General features: G+C 40.5%; 13 protein-coding genes and 1 pseudogene. 1 reads left to right on the top strand and 13 read right to left on the bottom strand.

Features of this window, described 5'->3' with window-relative positions; translation table 11 throughout:
• Positions 1-198: 198 nt before the first annotated feature.
• Together IHV11_RS20270 and metG are read right to left on the bottom strand one after the other, a co-directional pair.
• Positions 199-966, bottom strand: coding sequence for a TatD family hydrolase (locus IHV11_RS20270; protein WP_197192196.1), 768 nt, complete (start codon positions 964-966; stop codon positions 199-201).
• A gap of 184 nt (positions 967-1,150) precedes the next feature.
• Positions 1,151-3,118 (bottom strand): annotated as a pseudogene (gene metG / locus IHV11_RS20265) (methionine--tRNA ligase); the annotation flags it as partial.
• A gap of 707 nt (positions 3,119-3,825) precedes the next feature.
• Between metG and IHV11_RS20260 the strand changes: the two are divergent.
• Positions 3,826-4,110 carry an AbrB/MazE/SpoVT family DNA-binding domain-containing protein gene (locus IHV11_RS20260; protein ID WP_066285380.1) on the top strand — a complete coding sequence of 95 codons (285 nt, stop codon included), beginning with the start codon at positions 3,826-3,828 and terminating at the stop codon, positions 4,108-4,110.
• Positions 4,111-4,416: 306 nt separating this feature from the next.
• Here IHV11_RS20260 and rsmI read toward each other — a convergent pair whose 3' ends face one another.
• The 11 genes from rsmI to IHV11_RS20205 form a co-directional block, all read right to left on the bottom strand.
• Positions 4,417-5,301, bottom strand: a complete 885-nt coding sequence (gene rsmI, locus IHV11_RS20255) for a 16S rRNA (cytidine(1402)-2'-O)-methyltransferase (protein WP_197196038.1) — start codon at positions 5,299-5,301, stop codon at positions 4,417-4,419.
• On the bottom strand, positions 5,276-5,563 hold the full coding sequence (locus IHV11_RS20250; protein ID WP_197196055.1) for a GIY-YIG nuclease family protein: 288 nt from the start codon (positions 5,561-5,563) through the stop codon (positions 5,276-5,278). Before IHV11_RS20250 ends, rsmI begins: the two co-directional genes overlap by 26 nt.
• Positions 5,553-6,302: a tRNA1(Val) (adenine(37)-N6)-methyltransferase gene (locus IHV11_RS20245; RefSeq protein ID WP_197196037.1), complete on the bottom strand. Its 750-nt coding sequence runs from the start codon at positions 6,300-6,302 to the stop codon at positions 5,553-5,555. The genes IHV11_RS20250 and IHV11_RS20245 overlap by 11 nt, the downstream gene beginning before the upstream one ends.
• Before the next feature lie 348 nt (positions 6,303-6,650).
• Positions 6,651-7,004, bottom strand: coding sequence for a DNA replication initiation control protein YabA (yabA, locus tag IHV11_RS20240; protein WP_197196036.1), 354 nt, complete (start codon positions 7,002-7,004; stop codon positions 6,651-6,653).
• A 14-nt stretch (positions 7,005-7,018) separates the two neighbouring features.
• Entirely contained in the window at positions 7,019-7,852 is an 834-nt protein-coding gene (locus IHV11_RS20235; protein WP_197134515.1) for a PSP1 domain-containing protein, read from the bottom strand.
• A 4-nt stretch (positions 7,853-7,856) separates the two neighbouring features.
• Entirely contained in the window at positions 7,857-8,846 is a 990-nt protein-coding gene (gene holB, locus IHV11_RS20230) for a DNA polymerase III subunit delta' (RefSeq protein WP_197196035.1), read from the bottom strand.
• 14 nt (positions 8,847-8,860) lie between these two features.
• Complete coding sequence (locus tag IHV11_RS20225; RefSeq protein WP_197196034.1) at positions 8,861-9,301, bottom strand: YaaR family protein; 441 nt, start codon at positions 9,299-9,301, stop codon at positions 8,861-8,863.
• A gap of 18 nt (positions 9,302-9,319) precedes the next feature.
• Complete coding sequence (locus IHV11_RS20220; protein ID WP_066390471.1) at positions 9,320-9,649, bottom strand: cyclic-di-AMP receptor; 330 nt, start codon at positions 9,647-9,649, stop codon at positions 9,320-9,322.
• A gap of 15 nt (positions 9,650-9,664) precedes the next feature.
• Positions 9,665-10,309: a dTMP kinase gene (gene tmk / locus IHV11_RS20215; RefSeq protein WP_197196033.1), complete on the bottom strand. Its 645-nt coding sequence runs from the start codon at positions 10,307-10,309 to the stop codon at positions 9,665-9,667.
• Between the two features lie 12 nt (positions 10,310-10,321).
• A complete protein-coding gene (locus tag IHV11_RS20210) occupies positions 10,322-11,746 on the bottom strand; it encodes an aminotransferase class I/II-fold pyridoxal phosphate-dependent enzyme (RefSeq protein ID WP_197196032.1) in 1,425 nt (474 codons plus the stop codon).
• 120 nt (positions 11,747-11,866) lie between these two features.
• Entirely contained in the window at positions 11,867-12,061 is a 195-nt protein-coding gene (locus IHV11_RS20205) for a sigma factor G inhibitor Gin (RefSeq protein ID WP_066390463.1), read from the bottom strand.
• Positions 12,062-12,959: the final 898 nt, after the last annotated feature.

Below are 12,959 nucleotides of genomic sequence, written 5' to 3'. Positions count from 1 at the left end.
AAGGACTGCATTATAAATATCTTTTTTCTCTCTGTCAAATCACCCTCCTTTTCGCCATGAATTGACCCAAGGCCATTATGAGCGGAAAAGAAGAAAAAAATAAAGGAAAACCGTTTGACAAATTTCCTTTACCTTTTGTCAATTCTTGAAAGATTAACGCGATATTTCTTATGCTTTGATAGTTTCCGACAACATCCCCTATCGGTTCATGTTAAAAATTCGGAACGCGTTGTCGGATGTTTTCTCTATGATGTCTTCAAGTGGAAGATCTTTTAACTCAGAAAGTGTTTCTGCAACATACTTTACATAAGATGGTTCATTTCTTTTCCCTCTTAACGGATGAGGGCTTAAATAAGGACAATCTGTTTCAATCAAGAGCCGGTCCATCGGAATTTCAACAGCGACTTCCTTAACCTTTTTTGCATTCTTGAACGTTACTGGTCCACCAAAGCTTATGTAAAAATTCATATCCATGCATTGACGTGCAACCTCTATGCTACCGCTATAGCAGTGCATGATACCGCCAACTTCATGGGCTTCTTCCTCTTTCAATATGTCTACAACATCTTGCGTTGCTTCACGGTTATGAATAACAATCGGAAGCTTCACTTTTTTAGCAAGTCGAATCTGGCGTCGGAATACCTCTTTTTGAACATCTGCAGGCGACTTGTCCCAATGGTAATCCAATCCCATTTCGCCAAGGGCGACAACTTTTGGGTGTGCTGCTAGTTCTTCAATCCAATCCAGATCTTCATCCGTCATGTCAATCGCATCTACTGGATGCCAACCTACACAAGCATAGATAAAGTCGTATTGCTCTGCCAGTTGCATCGCACCTTCAATGGTTTCACGATCAAAACCGACAACAACGATATGTGTTACACCTTCATCTAACGCTCGCTGAATTACTGCTTCGCGATCTTCTTCAAACTGTGTAGCATTTAAATGTGCGTGTGTGTCAAACATAGTGTACATCCTTTCAACTTTACAAATCTTATCACATTTTCCATTCATTCGGGTAACAGTAGCATTACAAGTTAGTTACAACGTAGGTTAAAAGTCCTATCTTTGACAGTAAAATTACAGGAAATGACTGCCAAATGGACTAAAAATGACAAAAAAGCGGGGAAATTCTCCCCGCTTTTTGTGTTTATTTTACTTTTGAACCGTTTGGAAGTAACGGGTCAACAGTAGCTAGTGTTAACTGACCATCAGAAGATCCCGCCAGGATCATTCCTTGAGAAAGTTCGCCACGTAATTTAACTGGTTTCAGGTTTGTTACGCAGATCACTTTTTGTCCAACAAGGTCTTCTGGCTTGTAGTGCTGCGCAATGCCAGACACTACTTGACGCTTCTCATAGCCTAGATCTAATTGAAGCTTTAATAATTTATCTGCTTTCTTTACAGGTTCTGCTTCAATTACAGTTGCTACACGTAGATCCACTTTCATAAAATCATCGATTGAGATTTCTGGTTTCTCGTCAGCAACCGGAACTTCTTCTTTCTTCGGTTCTTCTGCTACAGGAGCAGAAGAGCCCCCCATAGAATTTTTAATAAATTCTACTTCTACCTCTGTCTCTAAACGAGGAAAGATCGGATCACCCTTCTCAACCTTCGTTTTCGCAGGGATTGCACCGAACTCTTTTAGAGAATCCCATTCTGTAAGACTCTTGTCAGTAAGACCTAACTGACTCCAGATCTTCGCTGGCGTTTCTGTCATGAATGGCTGGATCAACACAGAAACAATACGGATAGACTCTGCTAAATGATACATAACACTTCCGAGTTCAGCTTTTTTAGCTTCATCTTTCGCTAATACCCATGGTTGAGTCTCATCAATATATTTGTTCGTACGGCTGACTAGCTGCCAAATCGTTGAAAGCGCGATGGAGAACTCGAGTTTTTCCATTGCTTCTTCTGTTTTTCTAACTGTTTCTAACGCAAACTCTTGAAGTGTTCCGTCAAACTCAGTTACTTTTCCTTCATATGAAGGGATCTCTCCATCAAAGTATTTACCGATCATCGCAATCGTACGGTTTAGCAAGTTGCCTAGATCGTTTGCAAGATCAGCATTTACTCGATCTACGAAGCTCTCTGGAGTAAACACCCCATCTGAACCAAATGGAACTTCACGAAGCAAGTAGTAGCGAAGTGGATCTAATCCGTATCGGTCGATCAGAACATTAGGGTCCACTACATTTCCTTTGGACTTAGACATCTTGCCATCTTTCATAAGTAGCCATCCGTGTGCAATAACTTGCTTTGGTAAAGGCAAATCTAACGCCATCAGCATGATTGGCCAATAGATCGTGTGGAAACGAACGATTTCTTTACTCATCAAGTGAACATCAGCCGGCCAATACTGTTTGAATTTCTCTTCGTTATCACTGCCATATCCTAGTGCCGTAATATAGTTAGACAGCGCATCGATCCACACATAGATCACATGCTTCGGATTTCCTGGAACTTTTACTCCCCAATCAAAAGAAGTACGTGATACAGCCAGATCTTCTAACCCAGGCTTGATAAAGTTGTTGATCATCTCACGCTTACGGGACTCTGGGAAAATAAATGAAGGATTTTCTTCATAATAAGCTAATAAGCGATCTGCATATTTACTCATGCGGAAGAAGTAACTTTCTTCTTTGACTTTCTTCACTTCACGGCCGCAATCTGGACATTTTCCATCTTCAAGCTGACGCTCTGTAAAGAAGGATTCACAATCCGTACAATACCATCCTTCATATTCACTTAAATAGATATCATCTTGATCAAGAAGCTGCTGAAAAATCTTTTCGACAGATTTCTTATGTCTGTCCTCTGTTGTACGAATGTAATCATCATAAGATATGTCCATCTTTTTCCAAAGCGCTTTAATATCATCTACAATACCGTCTACGTATTTTAGAGGATGAAGGCCTTGTTCGTTTGCTTTCTTTTGAATCTTTTCACCATGCTCATCCGTTCCTGTTAGGTACATAACGTCAAAACCTTTAAGACGCTTGTATCGAGCCATCGCATCTCCAGCTGTTGTTGTGTATGCATGACCGATATGAAGTTTGCCACTTGGATAATAAATAGGTGTAGTAATATAGAATGTTGGTTTCGCCATTCTAGCCGCCTCCTCAAAATAATAACCTTATAGTAAAGAAAACTTGGCTGACGCCAAATCTTTCGCGTCAGCCTTAGTTACGCTTGTACTATTTAAACTTGTGCAACGTCCAAAAACATCGTGCTAACAAGTTACACTTTCTGATAGTGGAAAAATAGCCCCTCCATTTAGGGGCTATTTGTGTTTCTGTTAGGAAAAATCTAACTGCAACGGGAAATGTATCTTTTTACAATATTATAAGAAACTGTTTGCATTAGGACATAAAAGTAAAAAAGTAAGCGAAAGATTTCTATGTAAATACTTTCATTATTCTCTTTTCTTCCTTCAAAATATACCTAATGCATGGAAAGCGTGTCAAGGCATACTAGCTGATGGACGAAAAGGAAAATTGGATAGTATTTTTTCGTTGTTAGTTTTGTCGAAATTTGACGTATTATTTTAGCGATATTTCCAGTTAAATTTTTTCATCTTTTACACATTCTTGAATTTTTTATGACAATATATGAATATATCTTCCAATTCAGGGTTTTGGAAGTATGATAATATGGGTATAGTCTAGTAAATTCAATGGTAAAAGATAATAAAATGTTTAAGTCAAAACTATTGACGACAATTGGAAATCTTGGTAAGATGTTCTCGTAGGATTTTGTCGAATTCTGACGATTTAAATAGATAGGGAAATCTTTTATATATTTGAGAGGAGAGATTTTATTATGAAATCTACAGGAATTGTACGTAAGGTGGACGAACTAGGACGTGTCGTTATTCCAATCGAATTACGCCGTACTTTAGGAATTGCAGAGAAGGACGCTTTAGAAATTTATGTTGATGACGACCGCATCATCCTTAAGAAATACAAGCCAAACATGACTTGCGCAGTAACTGGTGAAGTTTCAGATGATAACTACACAGTTGCAGGCGGAAAGATCATCCTTAGCCGTGAAGGTGCTAAAGAAGTAATGGACGAGCTTCAAAAGCAACTTCAAACATCAAAATAAGCTTAAAAAACAAGAGCCTTCACTTTAGAAGGCTCTTTTCCTTTTTTTAAGTTATTCTTCGGTGCTTTTGGAAGTGGTTGATTTCCGTTTCAGGTGCTTCGCTTTCCGGGGGGCGTGCGGTGAGCCCCTCGCCGCTACGCGCCATTGAGTGTCTCACCTGGCCCACTCGTCCCCCAGGAGTCTCTCACCTTTCACTTCAATCAACTATTCAATGAAGAAAGAATTCTTAAAAAGTTAAGGGCTTTAAGGTGTGATTGATATTGTAAGCTGCGCACTTTTAAGATCTTTTGTCAGAGAGCATATAGCCTACAACCCGTGATATTCTTGGTAGACTTCGCGCTTTGGTACGTTTCTGTCTACTGCAGCTAATTTTATGGCTTCTTTTGGTTTTTCGCCTTTTTCGACATAGTGTTCTACATGATCTTTTACGGATAACGGTTCCCACCATTGTTCTTCGTCTTCTGCTTCGAACTCTTTATTGCCGCTGCCTTCTACTACTAAACAGAACTCTCCCCGGATTTCTGTGTCTCCTTGGCTAAAGAACTCTGATACTTCTTGTAAGGTTCCACGAGTGATTTCTTCGTATTTTTTTGTAAGTTCACGAACGACAGCGATGTTTCGATTTTCTAGTACGCCGCTCATGGCTTGAAGTGTTTCTTTTAGTCGGTGTGGTGCTTCATAGAAAAGAAGGGTGGATGGAAATCGTTTCAGATTTTCAAGTTCCAGCTTTTTTTCTTTTTTTCCACGTGGCAGAAAACCGTAGAACGTAAACAATTCGGTATTGAGTCCTGATGCAACAAGGGCAGGCAGGGCAGCGTTTGCGCCTGGCAATGGGATAACGGGTATGCGCTCTTCTACGCATTGAACGACTAATTCATATCCCGGATCTGAAACACCCGGCATTCCTGCGTCTGTAACAAGAGCAACCTGTTTTCCTTCTTTTAATTCTTCTAAAAGCTTCTTGCCACTCTGTTGTTTGTTATGATCATGATAACTTGTTAGAGGTGTGTTGATTTCAAAGTGGTTGCATAGTTTTTTTGTTTGTCTTGTATCTTCCGCTGCGATCACATCGGATTCTTTTAGTATTCGGATCGCGCGATATGTCATATCTTCCAAGTTGCCGATCGGTGTTGGAACTAAGTACAGCATGCCGCTATCTGTATCATTACTGTAGCTCTTTTGCTGCCACATACGAAACACTTCCCTCTTTTATCAATCGTTCTTTTTGAGCACGGCTAAGCTTCTTTACAGCAAACTCCATGCGCATCGCTTCTTGTTTAGTAGAAAAGACCGCTTGAAAGACGAGCTTTAAAGGCCCTCTTCCTCTTGTATACTTTGCGCCTTTTCCTTCTTCATGTTTTTTGAGACGCTTTTCTATATCATTTGTATAGCCTGTGTAATAGCTTCCGTCTTTACATTCCAGAATATATATATAGTGCTTGTTATTTTCCATCTTCGCCATAGAACATCTTTTTTAATTGCTCGGTGTATTGGCCGTCTTCCCCATAGACCGTTACAGGAGGCAGAATGTGCAGATCGGGTTTACCGTTCTTCATTCCTTCTATTAAAAGCATGTTAGCTTCACTGCCTGCTTTCGGATAGATGAGCTGCAGCTTCTTTGGTTCAAGTTTATATTGTCTCATATAAGCTAAAATTTCCATGAGCCTGTTCGGCCGGTGAACCATAGCAACTTTTCCGCCTTGTTTCACGAGTTGGCTGCTTACCCGGATAACATCTTCTAGCGAACAATGTATTTCGTGACGAGCGATTGCTAGGTGTTCATTCTGATTAAAATCTTCTTCATTTATAGATGCAAAGTACGGTGGATTACAAGTAAGGGCATCGAACGAACCATAACCATATGTAGCTGGAGCGTCTTTAATATCTGCCAAGTCCATCTGAACCTGTTCCTCCAAATGGTTTAAAGCTACACTTCTCGTGGCCATACTGTGCAATCTTTCCTGAATTTCTACTCCAGTAATCTGTGCTTTTGACCGCTTGCTTAACAAAAGAGCAACTGCACCGTTACCACTACACAGATCAATAATCTTACCCTTTTGAATCGGAACCCATGCGAAACGACTTAATAAAACAGCATCTAGTGAAAAAGAAAAAACAGAGGGACTTTGTATGATTTTTAAATCTTCGTGTACTAAAAAATCAATCCGTTCATCTTGTATTAGATCACTCACAGTCTTCCCTCTCTTTCTTCTATATAATAGGTAGATTTTTAATGTTTTTTGATTTACAGCTGTTAAAACTGAACCTGAAACTTGTCATGTATGTATACTTAGGTGGGTATTTTGCTCGTCCAATCCAGAAGTTTTTGGCTTCAATCCAGAAGTTTCGGCCGTTTATCCACGAGTTTTGGCTCTCAATCCAAAAGTTTTTATCGTTTATCCACGAGTCTACAATCGTCGACAAATTCCGCAAGCTACTTCCTCTCGTATACCCCTATATGAATGTTCATCATTTGGGACTCGCCGCCTTACGCACAAACACTGCCATATAAAAAGAAGCCTTCCCATTTGGAAAGGCGTTTATTTCTTATTTAAAAATGAAAGACAAAACAAACAATCTCCCTCTGAGCGTACACTGCCATAATGAAGGTTGCAAATGTGGAATCCTTCTTGGTAGAGCCGCGCCAGGTTATCATAACCTTCACCTATATCAGTAGGTTCCTTTTTGGCTTTAGAGGCTACAGACTTTTTAACAGAACTCCGTTTATGATCGGCATTCAGCTTGTTTCGCAGATTTTCATTTTCCATCACGAGATGGTGGTTTTCTTCAATTAGTGCAGCCAAATGAGTCTTGAAATCTTCCAGTTGCTTTGACAGCACCGTGATTTGCTCTTCCATCTGTACTACGCGGGAAAATATTGTTTTCTTTTCCACGAATTCCACCTCTTTTACTCTGTGGCCTGACTGAATAATTCCTCTCTCTTACCAGCAGCAAGCTCGTCCAATGTGAACTCTGTCGTTCTTTCCATTGCAGGAATGTTCACTTGAATGACCTTTTCTAGCAAGTTCAAGCCGACAACGCGACCAACACCATGAGGGGTCATAATCTCTTCACCAACATCAGGCATTTCTTCTTTAGCTTCTTCATAATAGTCGTTCTCATACTTCAAACAACACATCAAACGGCCGCAAAGCCCTGAAATTTTAGCAGGATTCAAAGATAGGTTCTGATCTTTTGCCATCTTAATCGACACTGGTTCAAAATCTCCAAGGAACGTTGAACAGCAAAGCATCCGGCCACACGGACCTATTCCGCCAAGCATCTTCGCCTCGTCCCTAACACCGATCTGCCTGAGTTCGATTCTAGTACGGAAGATAGAAGCCAGGTCTTTAACCAACTCCCGGAAATCGATTCTTCCGTCTGCTGTGAAATAAAAGATAATCTTGTTACGATCAAACGTATATTCAACATCGACAAGCTTCATATCCAGCTTATGCTCGATGATTTTTTCCTCACAACTTTGAAACGCTTCCTTAGCGGCTGCTTTATTTTCTTCTACAGACAATATGTCCTTCTGTGTCGCGAGCCGAACGACTTTTTTTAAAGGAAGAACAACATCATTCTCCCCGACTAGTTTCTTATCGATAACTACCTTGCCATATTCTATTCCACGCGCTGTTTCCACAATGACAAACGCGTCTTTTTTCACTTCAAGGTCGCCGGGGTCGAAATAATATACTTTACCCGCTTTTTTAAAGCGGATTCCCACTACCTCATACAAGGTTTTATCCCTCCCGTAATCGTAAAACCAACTGCTCCATCACCATCAAGGGGCTGACGTTGCTCCTGAGTCTAGCTTGAGCAGTCAGTATCGCTTGCAGGGCTTCACCCGTCTTTTTGTGCGAAGTGTGAAGAGCCTGCTGCTCTAATGCTTGAAGCTGATCGAAAAACACAACGTTTTCCGAGTTTGATAAATGTATAGATAAAAGATCTCGATACCAGATCAAAAGTAGGTTTAAAGCTAAACGTAGCTGATCTTTTTCTTTAAAAAAACTTAAATACTGATCTTGCAGTACAACAAGACAGTAATCAGGCCGGAGCCTCAAGTCCTCCGTTAATTGTATCACTTTGGCTCTTGCTTGTGCAAACCACTCTTCCCTACAAATTTCGAGTGCTTCCGCATAATCCGAAGTCAGAGAGGACGCTAACATGGCTACCGGTTTTGGAATATCGTCTTGTAGTAATTTTTCTAAAATCCCTTGTGGGGGAAGGGGTGAAAAGGTTAATGTCTGTGCTCGCGAACGGATCGTATCAAGCAGACGATGGACCTGTTCTGTTAAAAGAAGTGCGATCGTATCGTTTCCTGGCTCTTCTAAAAACTTTAAGAGGCTGTTCGCCGCCTGAACGGTCATCTTATCAGCATGCTCAATAATGTAAACCTTTTTCGAAGACTCCATCCCACTGTATGCAAACTCTTTTTGAAGTCCTCTTATCTGGTCGATCTTAATGTTTTGGCCATCTGGTGCGATGATATGCACATCAGGGTGGTTGCCAGATGTGATCCTCTTGCAGTTCGGACAGCTTTCACAAGGGTTTCCATCCTCACTATTTCTGCAAAGAAACGTTTTAGCAAGAACCGTTGCAGTCGCCATCTTTCCTGTCCCATGAGCCCCTTCAAAAATATATGCATGAGCAAGGCGCTGTTTTCGTATACTGTTTTTTAATAATTTCACAACTCGAGGCTGTGTTTTGCTGCACTCTTCCCAGCTCACCATATCGTACTCACCTACTACGTATATAAATTAACTAGCAAACCTTTTATTTCTCCGATTCGATCAAGCAGAGTGATCGAATCCTTCTCTTGACTGAGAACGGCTTCTGTTAGCTGAATCAAATGTTCATCTACTTCTTTTACAAGTTTAAGGGTGCGTGATCTTCCTTGTTCGTTCCAGCTTTTGTTCTGCTTAAGCTGCATACCGAAATCAACGGCTTCTTTTACGAAGCGTTGAACCAAGTTTTTATATAGCTGCAGATCTCGTACCGTTTGTGATTGAAGCAGTCTCTTGCCTTGATTTTCTATATCACCTAACAGTCTTGTTAACTGTTCAGAATGTAATTTCTCACTTTGTTTGGATACCGCTTCACCAAATGAAAGAGACGGCTTTTTCCCAATCTTTCCATCGATTTGTTTCGTATCCAGAATGGGTCTTATATCTTGGCCAATTTTCATAATAACCCCTCAATATATTTAAAATTGCTGAAAGCTTTCAACGGGTAGAACAAATACAGTCGCCCCACCTACTTCAACTTCGACCGGGTATGGAACATACGCATCTGCATTGCCTCCCATCGGTGAAACAGGTGCCACCATCTGATTGCGGCTCTTGCAGTTTTCCCGGATAATCTCCATAACATCATCGATTTGAGCATCTTCCACACCAATCATAAACGTTGTGTTCCCTGCTTTCAAAAATCCTCCTGTAGTTGCGAGTTTTGTAGCACGGTAGTTTTTATCAACAAGCGCATCTTGCAGTCGGTTGCTGTCTTTATCTTGAACAACGGCTATAATCATTTTCATGGCGAATGCCCCTCTCTACTTTTTCTTATGATTCGATAAAAGTTGATCTAAATCCTTTACGATCTCTTCAAACACTGCATCAGGGCTCTGTTCACCATTAATTCGAACGATTCGATCAGCTTGTCTTGAAAAGATTTCAGCAAATCCTTCTCTCACTCGCTCATGATAAGAAAGGTCTTTTTGCTCGATTCTGTCTAAATTCTCTGTTCCATAGCGAGCTTTCATTCGCTCTTTTCCAACTTGCGGTGATACATCTACAAAATAACTGCGGTGGGGAACAAGTCCACTCGTTGCTATGTTATTAACTTGAAGCACTCGTTCTTCTCCAACTCCAAGTCCAAATCCTTGGTAAGCGAGCGATGCGTCCACAAATCGATCACACAGTACGACTTTTCCTTCCTCTAATGCAGGAATGATTTTTTCATGTACATGCTGTGCACGCGAAGCCGCATAAAGCAGAACCTCTGTTAGATCATGCATTTCTTTATGCTCTGGATCTAAGACAAGTACTCGTATTTTATCGCTGATACTTGTACCGCCTGGTTCACGCGTTTGGATAAAATCCACCTGATGCTTTCGTAAATACTCAGCAACCTTCTCGATCTGTGTTGTTTTTCCTGACCCGTCCGGTCCTTCTAAAGTTATAAATAAACCTTTCACAATTACTGCCCCTTACCTATGATCAAAAACATATATCATGTGGTCCTCGGTAATTCCTTGGAACCGAGCACCCTTCTTTTTTAATGAAGAATACGCTTCTATATGTTTCGAAGTAATTTGTTCTCCTTTTGCAACAAGTGGAATTCCTGGGGGATAGGGAATAACAGCTTCTGCTGCAACCTTTCCTTCTGAATCCTTTATCGACTGAGGTCTTGCTTGTAACCCTCTCATTTCTCTATAAGAAAGTGATAATCTGCTTACTGACGACAGCCCTCTTAGAGATTGATACGTTCGTTGTCTCGTATCATAAAGAGCGAGCTGATCTGATATCTTTTTAATTACCTTTTGCAAGTCCTTCGTATCATTTAGCGGACCTAGCGGCATTACAAATAAGACATTTCTGTCATCTGCCAACTCTGTATACAATCCTTCTTTTTCAAATAATTCCTGAAGCTCATATCCTGATATTTCCCTATCTGACTGAACGGTAATCTTTAATGGATCAAGCTGATAGCGACCTGGAGCTTTCATAACCTTAAGATGAGGAAGAGACTCGATATACATTCTTAGTTCTTCAGATTGAGACAAAATACGTTTGATTTCAACGCTGCTCAAATTTTCAAGGTATAGTCGGCTAAGATCGAGTGAAGCCATGATCAGATAGGATGGAGAGCTAGACTGCACCAACTGCAGTGCATGTTTTAATCGGTGAATATCCACTCGTTCGCTGTTTACATGTAAATAAGCGCCCATTGTCAGTGCAGGGAGAGTCTTATGCGCAGATTGCACAACCATATCTGCCCCTTTATGTATCGAGCTGATCGGCATATCTTTTAATCCGAAATGTGCTCCATGAGCTTCATCGACTAATACAACACCACCCAAACTATGTATAAAATCAGCAATTTCTTGAATGTCTTGCTGCATTCCATAATAAGTAGGGTTAGTTAGAATGATACCTTTCACATGTGGATGATTCTCAACCGCTTGTTTGACCGTTTGAAGATCCACACCTAATGGATATCCTCCCTCTTCATCCATTTCGGTATGAAGAAAAACTGGAGTAACACCAGCCAGCTCTAATCCATTCAGCACAGACTTATGACAGTTCCGTTGTACAAGTACGATATCATCATCATTAAATGAAGAAAGGATCATCGCATGATTGCCACAAGTGCTTCCATTTACTAAAAAAAAGCTTTGCTTCACTTTGTAGTAGGAAGCTAACAGAGCTTGTGCCTCTAAGATCACACCTTCAGGGTGATGCAGGTCATCAAGTCCTGAAAGCTCAGTAACATCAAACGGTAAAACAGATTGAAAGTGGGCTCTAGCTTTCTCTTCAAAAATGTGTCCGTTCTTATGTCCTGGTACGTGAAAAGACCATTTATTTGTACGATTATGATTAATTAATGCTTCGTAAAGCGGTGCATATTTCATCACATAATTCCTTTATTTTTCAAACATTTTTTGCTTTGATTGCTATCTTTATTCTATCACAGTTTCCCTTCCTACGAATTTACAGCAACAAAAAAACAGGCTGATGAACAGCCTGTTTTCTTATGAAGACGCATTTACTAACTTTAATTTTCTTAGTTGTGATAAGTAATGTTTATAATATTCGTCATTGGTTTTCGCGGTCAGAATTTTATGCTCACATTCTTGGCAAATAAACTGATGAAGAATGTGTAATCCTCGATCTTTCTTCTCTTCACATACCATACAAATTTCCCCGTACTGTCGTGTCGCTTTCATTCTTCCACCTCCATAATTGCCATTGTAGCCAGAATTATTTATTCATATACGTCTATTCAGATTATTTTGGATACTCTATAAAATGTATGAGACTCTGGGCTTTGTTGTGTCTGTCTTCATTCAATTCATGAAAATAAACCAAGTTCGCGCCTTCATGGTCCATTAATCCCCCCTGTGACGCGGTTTAAAACTATTTGATGTGCTGGATAGGCAAATAATTTGCTTTTCGGGAGGTTTTGAGGGTTTGGCGGGTTTTGGGCAGATTATAGCGAGTGGTAACGGGTAGCCGTCCTAACTGGTGGTAAGTTTGTTTGTTGAAAATCGGATAATAAGGTTTATCTACGGAATTATGACGGAGTTTTACGGATATATTCAGAATTACCTCGTATAAAAAGCAGTTTACCTCGTAATTGTGTGCGGTGGAGTTGATAGGAAGAGCTGATTAGGGGTTTTGTGTGTGGCATCTGAGGTGTTTATGTTGGTTTTTGACTTGGGTGATGGTTGTGAGGTCTGCTTGAGGGGATTTTAGGATGGAATTTGGAGCTTTTGCTGAAGAATATCGCGAGGTGGGAGATGGCTCTGGCCATCTTCTTCGTATTTTGAGGGTTGTGAGGGGGTTTGAAGCGTTAAAGAGTGCGTCCCGGGAATACCACTATGGGTATCTCCTGCTCTAATTAAGTCTAAATTAGAAAAATTAAGTCAAAATGAGAGCGAATTAAGTCGGAACGGACCTCTATTAAGTCTAAAAGCAAAAATATAGGTCGTTCGCTAAATCTCGACAACCGCTCTCAGCCTGATCCAAGCGCTATACCCCCAAGCCTTCCATCCCCAGCCCCCATAATCAGAAGTTTGGCACTCGCCAAACCACCTTTCTTCTTTTCTATCTTAAAAAAAACAC

The sequence above is a fragment of the Fictibacillus sp. 26RED30 genome (assembly GCF_015903845.1).
Lineage (GTDB): Bacteria > Bacillota > Bacilli > Bacillales > Fictibacillaceae > Fictibacillus > Fictibacillus phosphorivorans.
Note: the sequence above shows the minus strand (reverse complement) of the source record. Positions and strands in the feature narration are given on the sequence as shown.

Excerpts from the sequence above, each read along its gene's own strand:
- IHV11_RS20225 (WP_197196034.1), bottom strand. The coding sequence starts at position 9,301 with ATGAAAATTGGCCAAGATATAAGACCCATTCTGGATACGAAACAAATC.
- IHV11_RS20260 (WP_066285380.1), top strand. The coding sequence starts at position 3,826 with ATGAAATCTACAGGAATTGTACGTAAGGTGGACGAACTAGGACGTGTC.
- IHV11_RS20205 (WP_066390463.1), bottom strand. The coding sequence starts at position 12,061 with ATGAAAGCGACACGACAGTACGGGGAAATTTGTATGGTATGTGAAGAG.
- IHV11_RS20220 (WP_066390471.1), bottom strand. The coding sequence starts at position 9,649 with ATGAAAATGATTATAGCCGTTGTTCAAGATAAAGACAGCAACCGACTG.
- IHV11_RS20210 (WP_197196032.1), bottom strand. The coding sequence starts at position 11,746 with ATGAAATATGCACCGCTTTACGAAGCATTAATTAATCATAATCGTACA.
- IHV11_RS20250 (WP_197196055.1), bottom strand. The coding sequence starts at position 5,563 with ATGGAAAATAACAAGCACTATATATATATTCTGGAATGTAAAGACGGA.
- holB (WP_197196035.1), bottom strand. The coding sequence starts at position 8,846 with ATGGTGAGCTGGGAAGAGTGCAGCAAAACACAGCCTCGAGTTGTGAAA.
- IHV11_RS20270 (WP_197192196.1), bottom strand. The coding sequence starts at position 966 with ATGTTTGACACACACGCACATTTAAATGCTACACAGTTTGAAGAAGAT.
- rsmI (WP_197196038.1), bottom strand. The coding sequence starts at position 5,301 with ATGTGGCAGCAAAAGAGCTACAGTAATGATACAGATAGCGGCATGCTG.